The organism is Terriglobus saanensis SP1PR4 (assembly GCF_000179915.2).
GTDB classification, from domain to species: domain Bacteria; phylum Acidobacteriota; class Terriglobia; order Terriglobales; family Acidobacteriaceae; genus Terriglobus; species Terriglobus saanensis.
Window position 1 is genome coordinate 5,003,267 of record NC_014963.1, and the last position, 19,159, is coordinate 5,022,425.

At 59.8% G+C, this 19,159-nt stretch carries 16 protein-coding genes; 7 read left to right on the top strand and 9 right to left on the bottom strand.

Annotated elements, in window-relative coordinates; translation table 11 throughout:
* Both thrS and ACIPR4_RS20955 read right to left on the bottom strand, forming a co-directional pair.
* Positions 1 to 2,031, bottom strand: coding sequence for a threonine--tRNA ligase (thrS, locus tag ACIPR4_RS20950; RefSeq protein WP_013570679.1), 2,031 nt, complete (start codon positions 2,029 to 2,031; stop codon positions 1 to 3).
* Between the two features lie 327 nt (positions 2,032 to 2,358).
* Positions 2,359 to 3,438 (bottom strand): NHL repeat-containing protein, encoded by a 1,080-nt coding sequence (locus ACIPR4_RS20955; protein ID WP_013570680.1) that lies wholly within the window; start codon positions 3,436 to 3,438, stop codon positions 2,359 to 2,361.
* A gap of 130 nt (positions 3,439 to 3,568) precedes the next feature.
* Between ACIPR4_RS20955 and ACIPR4_RS20960 the strand changes: the two genes are divergently transcribed.
* Positions 3,569 to 4,729, top strand: coding sequence for a pyridoxal phosphate-dependent aminotransferase (locus tag ACIPR4_RS20960; protein WP_013570681.1), 1,161 nt, complete (start codon positions 3,569 to 3,571; stop codon positions 4,727 to 4,729).
* A 186-nt stretch (positions 4,730 to 4,915) separates the two neighbouring features.
* Here the strand turns inward: ACIPR4_RS20960 and ACIPR4_RS20965 are convergent, their stop codons facing one another.
* On the bottom strand, positions 4,916 to 6,121 hold the full coding sequence (locus ACIPR4_RS20965; protein WP_013570682.1) for a DUF2252 family protein: 1,206 nt from the start codon (positions 6,119 to 6,121) through the stop codon (positions 4,916 to 4,918).
* On the bottom strand, positions 6,118 to 6,780 hold the full coding sequence (locus tag ACIPR4_RS20970; protein WP_013570683.1) for an HAD family hydrolase: 663 nt from the start codon (positions 6,778 to 6,780) through the stop codon (positions 6,118 to 6,120). The genes ACIPR4_RS20965 and ACIPR4_RS20970 overlap by 4 nt, the downstream gene beginning before the upstream one ends.
* Positions 6,781 to 6,814: 34 nt before the next feature.
* On the opposite strand from ACIPR4_RS20970, the gene ACIPR4_RS20975 reads away from it, so the two are divergent.
* Positions 6,815 to 7,078 (top strand): UBP-type zinc finger domain-containing protein, encoded by a 264-nt coding sequence (locus tag ACIPR4_RS20975; protein WP_013570684.1) that lies wholly within the window; start codon positions 6,815 to 6,817, stop codon positions 7,076 to 7,078.
* Between the two features lie 184 nt (positions 7,079 to 7,262).
* Complete coding sequence (locus ACIPR4_RS20980; protein ID WP_013570685.1) at positions 7,263 to 8,411, top strand: type IV pilus twitching motility protein PilT; 1,149 nt, start codon at positions 7,263 to 7,265, stop codon at positions 8,409 to 8,411.
* 44 nt (positions 8,412 to 8,455) lie between these two features.
* Here ACIPR4_RS20980 and ACIPR4_RS20985 read toward each other — a convergent pair whose 3' ends face one another.
* From ACIPR4_RS20985 to ACIPR4_RS21000, 4 genes are all read right to left on the bottom strand, one after another.
* Positions 8,456 to 9,325, bottom strand: coding sequence for a 2-dehydropantoate 2-reductase (locus ACIPR4_RS20985; protein WP_041587058.1), 870 nt, complete (start codon positions 9,323 to 9,325; stop codon positions 8,456 to 8,458).
* A gap of 85 nt (positions 9,326 to 9,410) precedes the next feature.
* Positions 9,411 to 9,722, bottom strand: a complete 312-nt coding sequence (locus tag ACIPR4_RS20990) for a type II toxin-antitoxin system RelE/ParE family toxin (protein WP_013570687.1) — start codon at positions 9,720 to 9,722, stop codon at positions 9,411 to 9,413.
* Positions 9,719 to 9,997: a hypothetical protein gene (locus tag ACIPR4_RS20995; protein WP_013570688.1), complete on the bottom strand. Its 279-nt coding sequence runs from the start codon at positions 9,995 to 9,997 to the stop codon at positions 9,719 to 9,721. The genes ACIPR4_RS20990 and ACIPR4_RS20995 overlap by 4 nt, the downstream gene beginning before the upstream one ends.
* A 125-nt stretch (positions 9,998 to 10,122) precedes the next feature.
* Positions 10,123 to 10,902, bottom strand: a complete 780-nt coding sequence (locus tag ACIPR4_RS21000; protein WP_013570689.1) for an SDR family NAD(P)-dependent oxidoreductase — start codon at positions 10,900 to 10,902, stop codon at positions 10,123 to 10,125.
* Between the two features lie 105 nt (positions 10,903 to 11,007).
* Between ACIPR4_RS21000 and ACIPR4_RS21005 the strand changes: the two genes are divergently transcribed.
* From ACIPR4_RS21005 to ACIPR4_RS21020, 4 genes are all read left to right on the top strand, one after another.
* Positions 11,008 to 11,895 carry an AraC family transcriptional regulator gene (locus ACIPR4_RS21005; protein ID WP_013570690.1) on the top strand — a complete coding sequence of 296 codons (888 nt, stop codon included), beginning with the start codon at positions 11,008 to 11,010 and terminating at the stop codon, positions 11,893 to 11,895.
* Between the two features lie 190 nt (positions 11,896 to 12,085).
* Entirely contained in the window at positions 12,086 to 13,273 is a 1,188-nt protein-coding gene (locus ACIPR4_RS21010) for a S41 family peptidase (RefSeq protein ID WP_013570691.1), read from the top strand.
* A gap of 45 nt (positions 13,274 to 13,318) precedes the next feature.
* Positions 13,319 to 13,660, top strand: coding sequence for a PadR family transcriptional regulator (locus ACIPR4_RS21015; RefSeq protein WP_013570692.1), 342 nt, complete (start codon positions 13,319 to 13,321; stop codon positions 13,658 to 13,660).
* 1 nt (position 13,661) lies between these two features.
* Entirely contained in the window at positions 13,662 to 16,340 is a 2,679-nt protein-coding gene (locus ACIPR4_RS21020; protein ID WP_013570693.1) for an ABC transporter permease, read from the top strand.
* A 28-nt stretch (positions 16,341 to 16,368) separates the two neighbouring features.
* Here ACIPR4_RS21020 and ACIPR4_RS21025 read toward each other — a convergent pair whose 3' ends face one another.
* Positions 16,369 to 19,065 carry a GH116 family glycosyl-hydrolase gene (locus ACIPR4_RS21025; protein WP_013570694.1) on the bottom strand — a complete coding sequence of 899 codons (2,697 nt, stop codon included), beginning with the start codon at positions 19,063 to 19,065 and terminating at the stop codon, positions 16,369 to 16,371.
* Between the last annotated feature and the right edge of the window lie 94 nt (positions 19,066 to 19,159).

Below are 19,159 nucleotides of genomic sequence, written 5' to 3' on the forward strand. Positions count from 1 at the left end.
TTACAGCGTCGCAGCCTTCGTTTCCAACAGGTTCTTTGCGCGGGCGAGGAAGTCCGCCAGCGGGGTGGAGCCTTCGTCGCCCTTGCCGCGTGTGCGGACGGAGACGGCTTTGGCTTCGGCTTCCTTGTCGCCCATGATGAGGACGAAGGGGACCTTTTGCAGTGTGAGGTCGCGGATCTTTGCGTTCATCTTTTCGTTGCGGGCGTCGAGCGTCACGCGAAGGCCGATGGCTTCCAATTCTTTCTTTACCGTTTCAGCGTAGGCGGTGTGCTTTTCGCTGATGGGGACGAGGCCGATCTGGATGGGTGCGAGCCAGAGCGGGAAGGCTCCCGCGTAGTGCTCGATCAGCACGCCGAAGAAGCGTTCCACGGAGCCGAAGAGGGCGCGGTGGACCATGACGGGCTGGTGCTTCTCACCGTCTTCCCCCGTGTATTCCAGTTCGAAGCGCCGGGGCAGGTTGAAGTCGAACTGCACCGTGGAGAGCTGCCAGAGGCGGCCGAGGACATCGACGAGTTTGACGTCGATCTTCGGACCGTAGAAGGCCGCTTCGCCGGGGATCTCCTTGTAGGGAATGTTCTTGCGATTCAGAGCGGTCTTCAGGCCGTTGACGGCGAGCTCCCAGTCCTTCGGGTCGCCGACGTAGTGCTTCGCGTCGTTCGGGTCCCAGGTGGAAAGCTCCACCTTGAACTCGTTGAAGCCGAATTTGTGCAGGACTTCTTCAGCAAACTCGACGCAGGCGACGACCTCGTCTTCGATCTGCGCGGGCGTGCAGAAGATGTGCGCATCGTCCTGCGTAAAGCCGCGGACGCGAAGCAGGCCGTGCATGGTGCCGGAGCGCTCGTAGCGGTAGACGTTGCCGAGTTCGGCGTAGCGTACGGGAAGGTCGCGGTAGCTCTTCGGCGAGTTCTTGTAGATGAGGATGTGGCCCGGGCAGTTCATGGGCTTCAGGCGATACTCCGCGTCGTCCAGCTCCATGGGAGCGTACATGTTCTGACCGTAGAAGCCTTCGTGGCCGCTGATCTGCCAGAGCTCGCGGCGCATGACGTGCGGCGTCACGACGAGGTCGTAGCCACGGCGCAGGCACTCGTCGCGCATCCAGTCTTCCATGGTCTTGCGGATGATCGCGCCGTTGGGATGCCAGAAGATAAGGCCCGAACCGGCGAGCTCCTGGATGGAGAAGAGGTCGAGCTGTTTGCCCAGGACACGGTGATCGCGAGCCTTGATCTCTTCCAGATGCTTGAAATGCGCGTCGAGGTCCTTCTGGTTGTAGAAGGCGGTTCCGTAGACGCGCTGGAGCTGCGGGTTCTTCTCGTCGCCGAGCCAGTAAGCTCCTGCGATCGTGGTGACCTTGTAGGCCTTCACGCGGCCAGTGGAAGGGACGTGCGGTCCACGGCAGAAGTCGGTGAAGGCGCCGTTTTTGTAGAGCGAGACCTCTTCGCCGGGATGTGTGAACTTTTCGATGAAGTGCTGCTTCATGAACTCGCCGTGCGCGGCATAGTCGGCCAGCGCCTGCTCGCGCGGCTCGTAGGAGCGAAGAAAGGGCTCGTCACGCTTGACGACGTCGGCCATGCGTTGCTCGATGGCGGCGAGATCGTCGGGCGTGAAGGGCTTCTCGCGATAGATGTCGTAGAAGAAACCGTTGTCGGTTGCGGGGCCGTGGCCGAGCTTCACTTCGGGGTAGAGCTCTGTGATGGCGGTCGCCATGACGTGCGCGGCGGAGTGGCGCAGGACCTTGAGCGCGTCGGGGTCAGACTCCTTGAGGAGTTCGAGCGAGACGTCTTCGGTGAGCGGCTGACGCAGGTCGACGATCTTCTCTGCCGCCGTGTTGTCGGCGGCGTACATGGCGTCTTCGCTAGTCGTCTCGTCCGTGGTGCTGGCAGGGGGGGCGGCATGCAGTGCCTTGATGCGGGCGACGACGACGACTGCGGCGAGGCGAGGCGAGATGCTGGTCGCGATGTCGAGGGGCGTGGTGCCGGAGGGGACTTCGCGGATACTGCCGTCGGGGAGGTGGATCTTGATCTGTTCGCTCACCCTTACAGGATATGGTGTGGGCGACGGGGGAGTCGAGTGGGGTGGGGAAACGCTGGGGTTTGCTACGTGCAGGAGGACAAAAAGGAGGGGCTTCCTGAGGGATCAGGTTTGTGCGCTCCGCGCGACCCCAACCTTTCGCAAAGGGCGCGAAAGAATGGGGCACAGATGCTTCACCCGACCGACAACTTTTTTGTCATCCCGTAACGGAATAGAGAGATCTGCTTTTCAAAGCGGTTCGCGCCTGACGCGAATGCCCACACATCGCAAAGAGCGCGATGTATGGGGCACCCGACTTTGTGGTTCTTTGAAGTTTGAAGGACGCGGATCTCAGTGGATCGCGAGGAGGCCGAAGTTGCTGATGTTGAAGGCCGAAGCTGTGTCCAGGATGGCTGGAGTGACGTCTCCGGTGGCGGTGGGGGCGAAGGCGGCGAGTTCAAAGAAGCTGTTGAACGCGCCGAAGACCCCAACGGTATAGATGTTGCCGACGGAATCGACCTCCACACCGCCTAGCCCCTGATTTGCTCCAAGCGTGGCGCCTCCAACGGTCTTGATGGGGGCGACGTTGCCGGTGGCTCCCGCGGCGAATTCGGCGACCACGCCGAAGTTTCCGGTGGGATCGGCGGAGGAGACATAGATGTTGTTGCTGGCGTCGAGAGCGACGCCGTTCGCCGGGAATACCAGTCCCGTGGCGGGTCCGCTAATGGTGCTCGCGGGCGCGACGTTGCCCGTCGCGGTGGGCGAGAAGACCGAAATGCCGAGTTGGACCAGGTCGGAGACGTAGAGGTTGCCGGCCGTATCCACTGCGAGCGAGAGCGGTTGATTGAGCAGCGTGGCCGCTCCGGTGATCGTCCGCGTCGGGATGGAAACTCCGTTGGCTTTGGGGTCGAAGACGAAGATGGAAGACGGGTTGGAGAGATTGGAGAGGCTGTTGGACGGAGCGTCCGAGACATAGATGCTTCCAGCGCTATCCACGGTAATGCCGATGGGAAAGATGAGCGACGTGGAGGTGATGGTGCGCATGGGTGTGGCGGCCCCTGTCGCGTTGGCGTCGTAGACAAGGATCTCTGAAACCGAAGTGGTGGTGCTGACGGCGGTGACGTAGACGTTTCCTGTGCTATCGGTGGCGACGCCGCTAAGGAAGAAGCCCGCGGGTCCGGTGATGCTGGTGGCGGGCGCAACAATCCCGTTTGTGGCGGTGCTGAACTTCAAGATGGAGTCTGAGGCAGTGGCTACGTTGAGCGTATTGTTCTGCACGACCACGATATTCGCCGCGCCTCCCGCAACCAGAGGTGTCGGGGGTGTGGCAGGTGTGGTCGATCCGATACCGTTGTTGGAGCTGTTACCGCAACCAGACAGGAGAGTCAGGCCGACCAGGATCGTGCCCGCACAGATTAAAGATCGCTTCATGGTGTCCTCGCATCTTTTCGGACACGGCTTTTTAGCTTTTGATGCGGCAGTCTGAGAGAAATTAAAGGGAACTGTAAGTATTCAGGCACAGATAGCGACGCACTTATACAAAAGGATCATGGTGACCAAAATGGGATTGAAGGTAAGCGATCTGGCACCGCGTGCGTTGCAAAGCGAGATCCGTGCGATGACGGCGGAGTGCCAGCGGATGGGTGGGGTGAACCTGGCTCAGGGCGTCTGCGACACCGACCCCCCGGAGGTCGTTCTGCGCGAAGCGAAGGCGGCGATGGATGCGGGCTTCAACCAGTACACGCGGATGGAGGGGATTGAGCGGCTGCGTGTGGCGGTGGCGGCGGAGGTCTCCGCGCGGCATGGCTTAGGCGTGGATCCCGAAGGCGAGGTGCTGATTACGAGTGGGGCGACGGGCGCCTTTCACGCAACGGCGATGGCCCTGCTGAACCCCGGCGACGAGGTGATCGTCTTCGAGCCGTTCTATGGCTACCATCCGGGGACGCTACGTGCCCTGCGCATGGTGCCGGTCGTTGTTTCTCTTACAGGAGACGACTGGGCTTTGGATATTGACGCGATGCGAGCAGCGGTTACAGAAAGAACGCGGGCGGTGCTGATCAATACGCCGGGCAATCCTTCCGGGAAGATCTTTTCCCTTGCGGAGCTGGAGGCCGTTGCGACCCTCGCACTGGAGCACAACCTCTTTGTCTTTACAGATGAGATCTACGAGCACTTTACCTATGGCAAACGGCCGCATATCCCGATGCGGACGCTACCGGGGATGCGCGAGCGCACGATCACGATGAGTGGCTACTCCAAGACGTACAGCGTGACGGGGTGGCGCATTGGAACAGTAGTTGCGGATGCGCGATGGACGCCTTCGATCAGCTACTTCCATGACATGACGTACGTCTGTGCTCCTGCGCCTTTGCAGCATGGCGTAGCTGCGGGGTTGGAGACGCTGGATGCCGGTTTTTATAAAGGGCTGGCGACGGAGCATCTTTCCAAGCGCACGATGCTGGTGGAGGCGCTGCTCGATGCAGGGTTGACGCCGCATCTGCCGGAGGGCGCGTACTACATCCTCGCCGACGTCTCGCGTCTGCCAGGGGAAACGGCTTCAGAGAAAGCGCGATGGCTGCTGCGCGAAACGGGTGTTGCCGGGGTGGCGGGGAGTGCGTTCTTTCGTCCCGGTGGAGGCGAGGGGTTGATGCGGTTTTGTTTTGCGAAGAAGGATGCGGAGTTGAAGGAAGCCTGTGAACGGTTGGGTGCGCTTCGCGGGTAACTCTACTTTGTCATCTCGTAGCGTAGATCTGCTTTTCGGGTTTTCCGCTGGGTCGCTCTTCGAGCGATGGATGGGGCACCCGGCACCCGATCTTAGTTTCCTGATGGATTTGGTTTGTGCGCCCTGCGCGACCCCACCCTTTCGCGATGAAGCCGCAAAGAATGGGGCACAAAACAGTGAAGGCGGTTAGCCCACACGGCTTAAGGCGTACTGGCGGCAGTGTTCGAGATAGCTGGCTTCGTGGTCGGCTACGAGCGACACGACCGAGGTCCAGAGCCAGCCGGGGGCTTCCAGGCCGCGGCTGTGGCGGCTCTTGATCTGCTTCGCCCAAGCCTGGCGGACATCCGGGGACATCTGACGGGCGTGGGCTTTGCCGACTACGGAGGCGAAGAGGCGCGCGGAGAGAATGGCCTCCTGCTGCGTAAGCGCGGCGAGTTCGAACTTCATATCCTGCGGACGAAGTTCTCGCACTACGACCTGACGTCCAGCGAAGGTGGATGAGAGCATGCGCTCGCCGAGGAAGGGTGAGAGTGCGAGGGCACCCGCCACAACGCGCTCGGCATTGTTTGCGGGCATTTCTACGTTCGGAGCGGTGGGTGCTGCGGCGCGTGTGGCTTCCTTGATGTCGATCATGCGGAAGCCGTGGCGGTTCTTCTTGCCTACGCCTACGAGGACGGCGTAGCGCAGACGTCCCAGCGAAGAACAGCCCTTCATCCAATACGCGGCGTCGAGCATTTGAATGGGCTGTCCCTCGTCGCACTGATGAAGGCATTGCACCAGCTTGCGTGCCTTCTCCCCTTCAAAAAACTTGCGCAAATGTTCGCGCTCGTCTCCGGTGAGCGACCAGAAGCGCTTGCCCAGAGGAATCGTGGGGGTGACGTCTTCGATGCGCTCCTCTGCAAGGTGCTTCCACTTGCGGTTGAAGGCTTCCTGCATCACCTTCTGAATGGGCGCGATCTGGTTTACGTCCGGTTTTTTGTGGCGGGAAGAGAGTTCGCCGAGGTAGCCGTCGATCATCGCCTCCAACATGAACGCCGTGGTGACGCCGGGGAGATCGGAGGAACGCGCGGCCATGGCGAGCGAAAGACCGAGGCGAAGGAGATCATGCGCCGGGTTGCCGATGACGGTCTGGTCGAGATCGCGAATCTGGATCTCCACCTGGCCGTCGAGGTTCGCTACAGGACCAAGATTGCCGACGTGGCAGTCGCCGCAGATCCAGATGGGCGGACCGGAGGGAAGAGACGCGGGCGCGTTGCCCTTCGAGAGCCATTCGTAAAAACGGATCGTGTTGCCACGGACGTAGGCATGAGCAGACGAGGCCATCTTGAGATGGCGTTGATCGTCGAGGACTTCTTTGCGGTGCGCAGGCTTTACCTGCAGGGAGATCCTCATCGGGCCAGGGGAGAGCTGTCGTAGTTGCGATAAAGATCGGCGACGTCCTCGTAGATTGCCACTGCACCGGATAGCTCTTCGCGTGTCCAACCGCCGGAGCATACGGCGATGGTGGAAACGCCTGCCTTGCCTGCTGCTTCAATGTCGTAGGGCGTATCGCCCAGAGCGATGCAGTGCGCTGCGCTCAAGCCCAGCTTGCCAATGGCTGCCTGAAAGATATCGGGGTCCGGCTTGGAGCTGCTGGCGTCGGCTGAGGTGGTGTCGCCCTCGGTGAGGTCTTCGATCTGCGCGATCTTTTTGTAGGCTGCGAGGTCTTCCTTGTCCGTAGACGAAGCCACTGCGATGCGAAGGCCATTCTCTTTCATACGCACGAGCAGGTCGCGCGCATGCGGTAGTGGCTGCAGATTGGGGAGATAGTCGCGATGGAAGACGCCGGCGCGATGCTCTTTGATGCGCGGTTGCAGGCGTTCGAGATCGCGCGCGGGAACGTAGGCGGGGATGACCTTGTCTCCGCCCTTACCGATCTGGTGCAGCATTTCGTTGAAGTCGACGTGGATGCCGAAGTGGGCAAGCGTTTTCATCCACGCTTCGGCGTGGGCGGCATTGGAGTCGATCAGGGTCCCGTCGACATCACACAGGACAGCTTGCAATTTACTCATGTGGAGTAGGATGCGAGCGAGGGAGAAGGTGCGTATGAAGAGCTGCAGTCATTTAGAGACAATTACGGAACCGAAGCCCAACACCAAGGGTTGTGAAGAATGCCTGAAGATGGGCGATAGCTGGGTGCATCTCCGCCTGTGCGAGGAGTGCGGGCATGTGGGATGCTGCGACGACTCAAAGAACAAGCATGCGACGAAGCACTTTCATCACACAAAACACCCCATCATGCGCTCCCTGGAACCGGGAGAGACATGGGGATGGTGCTATGTGGATGAGGTGATGCTGGATTTCTCGTAGCTGTTCGTCCGGCCTTTGCAAGGCATAAGTGACGATAGGTCGGGCCTTCAGCCCTCATCCGATCGCCGTTCCCGCTCCCTGGGGCGTTGCCCCGGGCTAATGCGATCAAGTGTGTGCCACTTAGTATCTGGCAAGCTACACTCTTTTCCTGCGACACATCGGCCGCAACTTCGTCCAAACGAACATGTCGACCTATGAAAACGACCTCTCGCGGCTGGTCGAGGAGCTTAATCGATCCGTTCCCTCCGAAGCGGTACGCGCAAAGTCCGCTTCCTTTCACACCGTCGTGGCGGAAGCTGCAAAGGAGGGCGCATCCGATCTACTACTGATCGCTGGCTCAGCCCCCATCCTGCGCATCCAGGGCGGGCTGCATCCGGCAAAGTCCTCTAGCCCGCTCACCGACGGCCAGATACGCGATATGTTGCTGCCACTGCTCTCTCCTGCGCAGTCCGAGCGCCTGGAACGGCAGCGTGCCATTGACCTCTCGTTGCTGCGGCCACCCACAGGCAGGCTCCGTGCAAACCTGCACTACCAACGCGGATCGCTTGCCGCCAGCATCCGCCTTCTGCCCGCGGAAATTCCCACATTAGAATCGCTCCACCTGCCCACGTCGCTCGCCATGCTGGCCGAACGTCGCCAGGGCCTCGTGCTGCTCACCGGTCCAACAGGTTGCGGCAAATCCTCCACTATGGCCGCGCTGGTCGAACGCATGAACGCGCGCCGACGCGACCACATCATCACCATCGAAGACCCCATTGAATATCAGCACACCAACCGCAACAGCATCGTCGAGCAGATCCAGGTAGGCCAGGACACGCCGAGCTTCGCCGAGGCTGTTCGTGCCGTCTTACGTCAGAATCCCGACGTCATCGTCGTCGGCGAAATGCGTGACCGGGACACCATCGCTGCCGCACTCACCGCTGCGGAGACAGGCCACCTCGTCTTGTCTTCCATCCATACGAACGATGCCGCGCAGACGATCTCGCGCATCCTCGACAGCTTTCCTCTCAACGATCAGTCCCAGGTACGCCAGCAACTCTCACTCGCGCTGCTTGCCGTCGTCGCGCAACAGCTTGTTCCCGGCATCGGTGGCGGCCGCTTCCCGGCCACCGAAATCATGGTCGCTACGAGCGCCATCCGCAATCTGATACGAACCGGGGCAGACCACCAGATCCGTTCGCACATTACCTCCGGCCGCGAAGAAGGGATGCTCACCATGGAGCAGTCGCTCGCCGACCTTGTGCGCGCACGTCGCATCACACCTGAAACAGCAGTGGCCCACTGCTACAACCGTGGCGAAATGAACTCGCTGCTGGGAGCATCGCTGCTTTAGGCAACAGCGCACCTCTACTCGGCAAATCATTTTATCGTTAGACGCTACTTCGCTTCGAGCAGCGTGACGGCCATGCGATTCAGTGGAGTCGCGATGCCGTGTTTTTCTCCCAGACGGACGATGACGCCGTTGCGTGCGTCGCTCTCCATGGGACGACCTGCCTGCCGGTCCGCGAGGAGCGAGTTGATGGAGTCGGGTGAGATTGCGGCGTAGAAGTCGCGGAGGTACTGGCCCACGTCTTCGGGAAGAGTTGCACCTTCGGCGCGGCCGACTGCGGCACACTCTTCCGCTATCTCTTTTGCGAGACGTGCAGGGGCTTCCTGCTGAAGAATCGCTACGGGGCGCAGTGTGAGCGCGGAGACTACGCCAGCAGCGTTGACGCAGAGCTTGCGCCAGGCGATGGAGAGAAAATCTTCGTGGGTCCGGACTTCTCCAGGAGCGAAGAGAGCGGCGAAGGCCCTGGCCGCCTCCGTGTTTTCTACATCGAGTGAGACGGGATTGCGCTGGAGGATATCGCCATCGGGCTTTCGTTCCGCGGGATACTGCACGATGACGGGGGCGACCCTGTGCTGCGCGAGATCCGGGAAGCGGTCGCGGTGTTCGACGCCGTTCTGCAGGATGGCGACCTTCGTCTCCGGCGAGAGAAGCAAAGGGAACCACGCGGCTGCGGCCTCTGTGGCATAGGTCTTGGTGACGACAAGGACCCAGTCCGCGCTCCAGCCCTCGGGTAGAGACTGTGTGGGATCGGTCAGGTTGAGCGCTTGGATCTCGACGGTGCCGGAAGGTGTTTCCACGCGCGGATGCGTGAGCGCACGGCGCGTGCAGAGGACGAGTTTGTGGCGGCCGGTTTGCTGAAGGGCTGCGGCGATGGTGCTGCCGATGGCTCCTACGCCAATGATTGCTATGTTTGCCATTCCCTTAGTATCTCGCATGAGGGGCAGGCTATAGTGCTTCCAATCAGGAGCTGGGATCGGGATCGCAGTCAGAGACATAAGTTGATTAGGGCTGCATCAACTTCCGCTCTGCATCTCGAGCCCCGTGGATGACGTCAAGGATGAGCGTTCTGTTCTTCTCACAGCGATAGAAGACGGCGTATGGATATTGATTCAGAGCCAACTGTCTCACCTCTCCGAGCGAAGAGTTCTGGATATTGCTCTTCTTGCCGATCGCAGGATGCTGCTCGATGAGAGCGAGCGCCTGTCTGACTGCAGTGAGAAACCGATCGGAGATTTCAGGGGCTGCTTTCTTTTGATAGAAAGCTCGTTCGTCGGCGATCGACTTCGAAGCCGCTGGCGTCAGTTCGATCTTCACGCCGCAGAAGACTTTTTCACTTTCGAGTTTGCCTCAAGCCATTGCGTAAACGCTTCGTCCGAGGCGAGTGCTTCCGGGGGACATTCGACGGACTTCCCTGAATTGAGAGCCCGCACGAGACGCTCTTCCAGGAGCCGCTGGTACTCTTTGTCGTAGGCGATGAGGCCTGCAACGTAGCTTGACGGCGTCTCACCCTCTTCAGCGCTTAGACGCGATTCGAGGTAGGCCATATCTTCGCCCTGAAGCGTGATCTCGAGTTTGGTCTCGTCTGCCATAGAGATAGGATGGCACGTCGTACGGAGCACTTTCAAGCACTGCGAAATCCGCCAATCCCGTTTTCGGAAACAGTAGCTTTATAAGATCCATTTCTAGGAGGGCGCCGTCTCCGGCGCCCTCGTGGCTAAAGCCCCATGCCGCCTGAGACTTCAATCCGCTGCGCATTGACCCAACGGTTGTCCTCTGAGAGCAGAGCGGCGATCATCGGGCCGATGTCTTCCGGAACGCCGACGCGACCGAGCGCCGTCGCGTCCGCGACAAGCTTGTTGATCTCCGGATTATCGCGAACCATGCCGCCACTGAAGTCCGTCGCGATCGCACCGGGCGCAACCGTGTTGACTGCGATCCCGCGTCCACCGAGTTCTTTCGCCAGGTAACGCGTCAGCACCTCGACCGCTCCCTTCATGGAGGCGTAGGCGGAGCTGCCAGGGTAGGACACACGTGTGAGCCCCGAAGAGATGTTGACGATGCGGCCACCATCGTTAATCAGCGGCAGGAGCTTTTGGGTCAGGAAGAAGACCCCTTTGAAGTGGACGTTGTAGAGGCCGTCAAGCTCTTCCTCGGTGACCTTGTCGAAGGCAGCGTGGTGCGAGGTACCGGCGTTGTTGACGAGATAGTCGAAGCGCTCCGCTCCCAGCTCCGCAAGCGCCTTCTGTACAGACTGCACGAACGCGTCGAAGGAACCGATGTTGCCGGTCTCAAGCTGCAACGCGACGGCCTTGGCTCCTGTCTCTCGGACTGCGGCGACGACCTTGTCGGCTTCTGCACGATTAGAGTTGTAGGTGAAGATCGAGTGGACGCCCCGCTGGGCGAGATGGAGCACCGTGTTGCGTCCGAGACCGCGGCTTCCGCCGGTGACGATTGCGATTTTTCCTTTGGGGAATGTAGTTTTCTCTGCTGACATGATCTGCTCCTATGATTCTCAGGCTAGGCCCATGCCACCTGAAAGGGAATGCCGAAACTCTCCCCTTTCTTGCCTATTCCTGCTCACAGCCTCTAAGCTGATGTTATGGATGGATTGCTGGAAGCGGTCAGGCGTTACACCCAAGCGCAGGCTGGGGAGAGCCCGTTTCGGACGGCGATCGAAGGGCTCACGATCCTTCGATCCGATCACGAAAAGCGTCCGAACCACCTCCTCTACAAGCCCGCTCTCTGCATCACTGTGCAGGGCGCGAAGAGGGCCATCTTTGGAGATCAGCGGTTCGACTATAGGGCCGGCCAGGCTCTGGTCGTAAGCGTCGAGATGCCCGGGCACGGCACGGTGGTCCAGGCAAGCCCGAGCGAGCCCTTTCTGGGTGTCATCCTTGAACTCAACCTTGGCATCCTGCGTGAAGTTCTGGACGAACTGGAGACACCGCCGGTTGCGAGCCCCCGTGTGACACGGGGCGTCTTCGTGACGGACTTCGACGGCCCACTCGCGGAGTGCGCACTGCGGATGGTGCGTCTGCTGGACACGCCCAAAGCGATCCCTGTGCTGTATCCCGCGATCATGCGCGAGATCTGTTACTGGCTCCTAACGGGGCCACACGGCGGCGAAGTCGTGAAGATGACGCTGACGAACAGCCACACGCAGGGAATCCTCAGCGCGATTCATCTGCTGCGTCATCGCTTCGCGGAGCCGATCCGCATCGAGGAACTGGCAACCGTCGCGCAGATGAGTCCCTCGGCTTTCCATCGTCAGTTCAAGGCGATTACTTCCATGACACCGCTCCAGTATCAGAAGCAGCTTCGACTCATCGAAGCGCGGCGGCTGATGGTCTCCGATGCGCTCAATGTGGAGACAGCCGCGTTCCAGGTTGGCTACGAGAGTCCGTCACAGTTCAGCCGCGAATATTCGCGCATGTTCGCGATGTCTCCTCGACGGGATGTGGCCTCATTGAAACCAACGGCGGCGTAACTTCCTGGTCTCGGTTATTGGACCATGACCTTGCCGGTGTAAGTTTTGGTCTCTTCAGCGGGAAGATGCAAAACCAACCAGATGCCAGTCCGTCTATAGCCGTATCTGCCGGCCCTGGAGCCAACCTTCGTCTCATGTGTGGTGCAGTGGATGAACTACGCATCGGAAACCGGAGGGAATCGGAGAAGATATGCTGCTGACGCTCGCTCTTGCCTCAACGCTATTGCAAACTCCAGAGCCTCGGCCGGGGCCTCTCGCGCCAGAGGTGGTCAAAGCCATTGACACTCATTATCTTTCTGCCAAAGAACCTCCCTGGAAGCATCTCCGCGCGGCACTCTTGAAAGCACCGCAAGCGACGGTCGCATCTCTGGATCGACAGCTCTCCTCCCTCCATGATGCGGATCTTCGCATTGTCACCTCGGAGCAGATGAAGACGATGCAGGCTGAGACCGCGGGGCACGAACGAGGCATCGGTCTGGTCGACTTCGCACTTACCGTCGCACCGGACACAGGCGAAGCAAAGGTGGTCACGGCGCTCGTAGACTCACCTGCGTTCAGGGCAGGCGTGTTGCCGGGCGATGTGATCGTGGCCGTTGATGGAAGACCTACGCGCGGGCTGCTTCATGAAGAACTCATGTTTTTGCTTCGAGGCGATCTCGGAAAGGTGCAGCTCACGATTCGTCGCGGCGGCAAGCAAGCCCAAAGAACAGTATCCAAAACAGAATGGGACCAGCCTGATGTGGTGTTCCATCGCATTGAAGGCACTCCTCATCTCGGCTATCTCGCCATTCGCCTTTTCACCCCGGAAGCGGGACACAAGGTGCGCCAGGCAGTCGCCTCGTTGGCTTCGAATGGAGTGAACGGGTGCATCGTAGATCTTCGCAACAACCCCGGCGGGTATCTCGATGCTATGGCCGTTGCAGGGAGTGCCTTCACGGAGGACGTGCTTGGCTGGAAGATAAGACGGGATGGCACACGCGAGCCGATTCAAGCAAAAGAGCGTTCGCCCACAAAGATGCGGCTCGTTGTCCTCATCAACGAAGGCACCGCAAGTGCCGCGGAAGAATTAGCAGCAGCCCTTCGCGATACAACGGGAGCTCGCCTGGTTGGAGCAAAAACGTATGGGCGAGGCCAGATACAAACTTACGTCAAGCTGACCGACGATGCCGGGATCGTGATTCCAGCAGCGACCATCGAAAGCCCTCATGGATTCCGCTTTAACCGGGGAAACGGACTCGTTCCGGATCTGGCGGTGCCAGCTACGGGAGCCGCAGAGGAAAACAACGGGGACCTAAGCTATCGAACGGGCCTGACCTTGCTGAATCAGCAAAATCAGGGCCCACCGAGAACAGAAAAATCTTTCCCCTTGCCAAACTAGGAGAGACGTCGTTACTCTCCTAGTGAGACTAGGAGATCGCGCAAAATGGGAAAGACCATCGACCTGCTTCCGGGGACATTGGACATGCTGATTCTGAAGGCCGTGTCCCTCAGGCCTTTGCACGGATATGCCGTCCTGCAGCGCATTCGTCAGATCTCAGGCGAGGTCTTCGATATCCCGCAGGGGTCGCTCTATCCAGCGCTCTATCGTTTGGAGCATCAGGCCCTGGTCGCGGCCGAGTGGGGTTTGAGCGAGAACAACCGCAAGGCCAAGTACTACACGTTGACGACCGCGGGACGCCGCAGACTGCGCGAAGAGACTGCTGGATGGAACCGTCTGGCGTCGGGTATCGCGTCCGCCCTGAACACTCAACCGGAGGAGGTGTGAGATGTTTGAACGCTTGCGTTCCTTGTTTAGTTCTCTGTTTCGCGTGCGGGCTCATCGGAGTGAGTTTGAAGCAGGCATGTCCGAAGAGTTGAGCTTCCATATCGAGCAGTACACCGAAGAGCTCATTCAAACCGGACTATCACCATCCGAAGCAGCACGCCGCGCACGCATTGAGTTCGGTGGCCGCAACAGCATTGAAGGAGAGTGCCGCGAGGCGCGTGGGCTGCACTGGTTCGATGAACTTGGGCGTCAGATGCGCTACGCCTCGCGCATGTTGCGCAAGACACCGGGGTTCACTACCACAGCACTTCTCACACTTGCTGTTTGTCTCGGAGCGAACCTCACGATCTTTGCGGTGATCAACTCCGTTCTGCTGCGTCCGCTGCCGTTTCCGGAGTCGGACCGGCTTGTCACGCTCTTCAATACGTATCCCAAGGCGGGCGTCGATCGCGACGGATCTTCGGTGACGAATTACTACGAGCGTCGAGGCCGGATTCCAGCATTCGCCTCGACTTCGATCTATCGCTACAGCACTGCGATCGTCGGTGAGAGTGGGTCCACGGAACGCGCACAGGCGATGCGCGTCTCTCCGGAGTTCTTCTCTACGCTTGGCCGCGGTCCCGTTGAGGGCCGGGGCTTCAAAGAAGAAGAGACCTCGTATGGCAGCGATCATGAGGTCGTGATCACCGATGCTTTCTGGCGGCACAGCGTCAATGCGGACCCTCACATCATTGGAAAAAAGATTCGTGTGGATGGCAATCCCACTACGGTCATCGGCATTCTTCCACCTGACTTTCGGTTCCTCTCTTCCGAAGCGCGCCTTTACTTTCCGCTGGCATCGAGTCTCGGAGAGCGCGGGCCACTGCAGCGACATAATGGCGGCAACTCCACCCAGATGATCGCACGGCTTGCACCTGGAATGCGTCTCACGCAGGCGCAGGAGCAGATCGATGCGCAGAATGCCAGATTGGAGGTAGACGACCCACAGGGCAAGATGCTGGCCGATGCTGGCTTTCGAACGCTGGTGGTGCCGCTGCATGCCGATCACGTGGCGAGTATCCGGCCTACGCTTCTTCTGTTGCAAGCCGGTGCGCTTACGCTTCTCCTCATCGGTACGGTCAACCTGGGGAACCTGTTTCTGGTGCGTGCCGGGAGCCGGGCCAAGGAACATGCTGTGCGGCAGGCTTTGGGTGCGAGCCGGAAGCACATCGCCAGTGAGGTGATGGTGGAGACCACTTTGCTGACGCTGGGCGGAGGCCTGCTCGGGCTTGCAGTGGCTGCTGGAGGAATTCGTCTGCTTAGCGTGCTTGGCGCGGAGAGTCTGCCGTTGGGAAGCCAGATCGTCTTCGATGCGCGCCTTGCAACGGTTGCGTTGGCGGCGGCCATTGCGCTGGGCGTGTTGTTGGCCGTGCCCATCGCGTGGCTCAATCTTCGACGGCCGCTGGGAGACGCGCTTCAGTCTGAGGGCCGATCCGGAACGAGTGCCCGCGCGACGCAATCTCTGCGCCAGGGCTTCGTCATCTCGCAGATCGCCCTGGCCTTCATGCTGCTGGCGGGCGCTGGCCTGCTTGGGATCAGCCTGCAGCGCTCCATGGAGGTCTCTCCTGGATTCCGGCCCGACCATATCCTCACAGGAAAGATCGTCTTTGCTTTGAAGAGTTACTCTGACGGTCTCGCGAGGGTTGCCTTTACGGAGAAGCTGGTCGATCAGGTTGCGCATCTGCCCGGGGTGCTCTCCGCCGGTGTTGTCACGAATGTGCCTCTCAGCGGCAACAGTGGCAAGAGTGCAGCTACGATTCAAGGGCGTTCGCCGCAACCGGGCGAATCCCCGCGCGGTCACTACTCCTATGGCGTGGGAGGAGACTACTTCAAGACGATGGGCTTCGCTTTGCTCGAAGGCCGTTTCCTTACGGGCACCGATTCGCGGAGCACGCAGCGCGTCTGCGTCGTCGACCAGGACTTCGCTCACTACTATTGGCCGAATGGCAGTGCTCTCGGGCATCGCCTGTTTGAAGGGGGCGAGCAACGCAACGATGCCGAAGCCTTCACGATTGTTGGCGTGGTTGGAAGTGTGAAGCAGGCAGGCCTCACAGATGAAGTGGCCCAGGGGGCGATCTACTATCCCTACTCCTTTCATAGCGGGGACATCTTCGTCGCTGTTCGCAGCAGCCTGCCTCCGGAGTCGCTTGGGCTGACGCTGCAGGGGGCCGTCCGGCAGATCGATCCAGACCTGCCCGTCAACGATGTCCGCACCATGGAAGCCCGCATGACCGACAGCCTTGCCGCTCGACGCACACCAGCACTGCTTGCGGCACTCTTCTCCGCCATCGCTCTGCTGCTTGTGGCCATCGGCAGCTATGGCGTGTTGAGCTATGCGGTCGAACAGCAGCGCCGCGAGATCGGCGTGCGCATGGCGCTGGGAGCGCAGCCCGGACAGATCCGCAACCAGTTCCTGCTTCTCGCGTTGCGTCTGCTGGCTTACGGTGTGTTGCTCGGGGGCATTGGCGCGTGGCTGACTGGACGAGCGATGCAGACGCTGCTCTTCCATGTGCCTGCCTTCAACCTGGCAATTCTTCTCGGTGCCGCAGGTGTTATGGGTGTGGTGTCCATCGTCGCTTGTCTATTGCCCTCTTACCGAGCGGCGCGGACTTCCATCGTCGAAGCAATCCGCGCCGCGTAGTGCATTAGAGTCAATTCGGCGTGATTGTCTACGGTTCCAAAACCCGCTCCTGGATCTCTGCTTTCTCGAAATCTTTCACAAAGGTTGAAAGGTCCAACGTTCTTCCTGCTGTGACCGCGAAGGGTGGAATCTGCACGGTCGTTGCTTTGCCGAAGGGTGTGCCCATCGGCTCGATAATCAGTTCTTTCAGCACAATCGGTCGATCGTCGAACGTCCTGGTGATGTGGAGGAGAACTTTGCTTTCGGCGGGTGAGTACTCAAGACTGGCCCAGAAGCGTGGGAAGAAGAGCGGAACCACCGTGTGTGTCTGGCCCGGAAGCAACACGGGCCCCAATGTCAGCCCGTGATGCGAGAGGTCCAGCGATGCATTGCTTAGCACCTCCGGGGCAAACCACGTGACGGGTGCGGCAACGTAGGTCAGCTCAGCAGGATTCCAGAGGTTCTGGCTCCAGGTCCAACCATTACGCAGATGAACTAACTGAATGTGGCGCATCATGCCCAGACCGTCTGCGACGTAGCCCAACTGGATCGCGGTCATGGCGGTGTAGCTTTCAAGATAAAAAGGCCAGGACCGCGAGCCCGGCATGTCGACGCCGCGCTGCATCTCCAGGTCCCACACTTTGGGAGCATAGAAGTCCGGAGTGCCGAGGACCGAGGTATGCAGTTGTTCGTAGATCGCTGACTTCGCCTGATCGTGCGGAAGGACATCTCCCCAACCGGCGTAGCGGCTCAGGAATTGGCCTGCGAGTTGTCCGCTGAAGAGACGGTCGTCGCGACGATGGGCTCCGCCGATGTCTGTTCCGTACGCGAAGAACCGGCCATTCCAAAGAGCATGAATGAGGCCAGCTTGCGTCTGCTTGAACTGAGTTTCGGCCTCATGGGACATCTGCGTATCCCCAAGCGCATCGCCGAGCACGACTCCTGCGCGCAGTGCCGCCAGGTAAACGGTGCCGGTATAGACGGAGATCTCCGGGTGCGGAAAGTCGTCGTACGTTTGCCCTCCCACGGGAATGAAAGAGTCGTCCCGGATCTGCGCTTTCATGTACGCAAAGCCACGGCGGATGTGATCGGCATTCTTTTTGATGAAGGTATCGTCGCCGGTTTGCTGATAGTCCTTTGCCAACTGGATGACCCAGGCCCCGGTGTTATCGATCATCTTCTCGTGCGGAACGGGCGTATGCCCGTGGTCATCGGCGAGGCCTACAAAGTAGCTGCCATCGAAGTGAAGTATTCCGCCGTCGGTGTCCTGCGTATCGGCGAAGCGTTGCAGCTCGGCCCGGTCGAGCTGGGTGAAGAATTTTTGATAGAAGGGATGCGCTACGAGTCTCTGGTCCATCGTGCCCGCGAGGCCTCCCATGCCACCTTCCATCACGCTGAAGTCGCCACTCTTATTCAGCATGGTGTTGGTGTAGATGGTGTAGCCGCTATTGATGAGCTTGAACTTCAACCAGTCCGGCAAGGTGCTGTCGAGAATGGGTTTCTGCCAGGACAACGTCTCTCTCAGGATGCGTGCGCGCTCTGAGAACTCGTAGTGAATCAGGGATTGGAAGTCCGGAAAATAGTTTTGAAAGTAGCGACCATAGTCGCTGGTGCCGAACTGGACAGAGGCGTGTGGGAGCGTTGGTATGGACCATGTGATCAGAAATCGGAAGGTCTGCTTGCCTCCGCCTGCGATGTGGGCTTTGATGGCAACGACGCTTGCGCCCGATAACTTTCCGCTCTGGCTGAGTGCGGTGGTCCCGGTGCGTGACGGAAAGGCTCCATCCTCGCGAAAGCTCTTCCATGAGTCGGCGTCTGTTTTACTCCATGCAGGATTGGTGCTGACGCTGCCACCCTCCGGCACCTCCGCGAGAATGGCCACGGCATTGATGTAATTCTGGAACGTGGCCTGGCGGATGGAGGGTGTAGCGGTAGAGAACTGTCGCAGACCATGAAGGCTATCCATCTGCAGAGCTTCCACCTGCGTTGCAGGAGAGGGAACGGCCACGAGCTTCTCTATATCGAACGCGCGGTCGTAACCGGTCTTCTCCGCTCCGGGTGCTACGTCGTAGATCCCACGCCCGACCAGGTCCGGCCACGAGAGAGCAACGGACGCTTCGACAGGCTTGGAGTCTGAGTTGGCAAGTGTGACTTCGATCCAGAAGCCGGGGAGTGACGAATCCTTGACGTTCTGCGGTGCCAAGCCGCTATAGGCAAAGACCGATACAAGGGAGTGCGGGCTGTTCGCAGAAGGATCGTCGAAGGCGATTCTCGCGGTCGGGAAGAGTCCTCGATAAGTGCTATGCCCATACGCACCCATGCCGTAGGCGGTGCGACGGTCGCGCTGAAGCCGCACCGCAGCCACGTTACCCGAGGAGTCTTTCTCCCAGACGGCGAGAAAAGCTTCCGCATCCCACTCAGGGTTCTCAGCGCGTGCCCGTGCCACACCGCTATCCGTGGCCCAGTTATTGACGGCGATGCGTGTGAAGTGGCCATCCGGAGCGAGGTCCACAGCACCCACTCCTATGCCTCCAAGAGGAACGCCGCTTGGCCCTGGCGCGTCGTGCAGTGCGAGATAGTTGGGAGCCTCCGTATTCACGGTGTCCGTTGTGGCGGCGAAGCGGCTGTTGGCCTGCTGTGCACCGTAATCTTCTCCTGCCTGTGAGTGCGCCTCGCAGGAAAGAAGCAGAACCATAGCCAGGGCGATTTCCGCGCCCTGGATCCTCTTCGTAAAAATACTTTGCATCGTTACCGTAGCCTTTGCATGTTTGCCAACAACTTTGTTTCTGAACTGGAACTCTGCCACATCTTTTCAGAGGCACTCTTATTTGAGCACTTCA

Bases quoted from the DNA above. Each gene is read 5' to 3' on its own strand.
- ACIPR4_RS20970 (WP_013570683.1), bottom strand. From the start codon at position 6,780: ATGAGTAAATTGCAAGCTGTCCTGTGTGATGTCGACGGGACCCTGATC.
- ACIPR4_RS20965 (WP_013570682.1), bottom strand. From the start codon at position 6,121: ATGAGGATCTCCCTGCAGGTAAAGCCTGCGCACCGCAAAGAAGTCCTC.
- ACIPR4_RS20955 (WP_013570680.1), bottom strand. From the start codon at position 3,438: ATGAAGCGATCTTTAATCTGTGCGGGCACGATCCTGGTCGGCCTGACT.
- ACIPR4_RS21020 (WP_013570693.1), top strand. From the start codon at position 13,662: ATGTTTGAACGCTTGCGTTCCTTGTTTAGTTCTCTGTTTCGCGTGCGG.
- ACIPR4_RS21015 (WP_013570692.1), top strand. From the start codon at position 13,319: ATGGGAAAGACCATCGACCTGCTTCCGGGGACATTGGACATGCTGATT.
- ACIPR4_RS20995 (WP_013570688.1), bottom strand. From the start codon at position 9,997: ATGGCAGACGAGACCAAACTCGAGATCACGCTTCAGGGCGAAGATATG.
- ACIPR4_RS20980 (WP_013570685.1), top strand. From the start codon at position 7,263: ATGTCGACCTATGAAAACGACCTCTCGCGGCTGGTCGAGGAGCTTAAT.
- ACIPR4_RS21025 (WP_013570694.1), bottom strand. From the start codon at position 19,065: ATGCAAAGTATTTTTACGAAGAGGATCCAGGGCGCGGAAATCGCCCTG.
- ACIPR4_RS20960 (WP_013570681.1), top strand. From the start codon at position 3,569: ATGGGATTGAAGGTAAGCGATCTGGCACCGCGTGCGTTGCAAAGCGAG.
- ACIPR4_RS20985 (WP_041587058.1), bottom strand. From the start codon at position 9,325: ATGGCAAACATAGCAATCATTGGCGTAGGAGCCATCGGCAGCACCATC.
- ACIPR4_RS21000 (WP_013570689.1), bottom strand. From the start codon at position 10,902: ATGTCAGCAGAGAAAACTACATTCCCCAAAGGAAAAATCGCAATCGTC.
- ACIPR4_RS21010 (WP_013570691.1), top strand. From the start codon at position 12,086: ATGCTGCTGACGCTCGCTCTTGCCTCAACGCTATTGCAAACTCCAGAG.
- ACIPR4_RS21005 (WP_013570690.1), top strand. From the start codon at position 11,008: ATGGATGGATTGCTGGAAGCGGTCAGGCGTTACACCCAAGCGCAGGCT.
- ACIPR4_RS20975 (WP_013570684.1), top strand. From the start codon at position 6,815: ATGAAGAGCTGCAGTCATTTAGAGACAATTACGGAACCGAAGCCCAAC.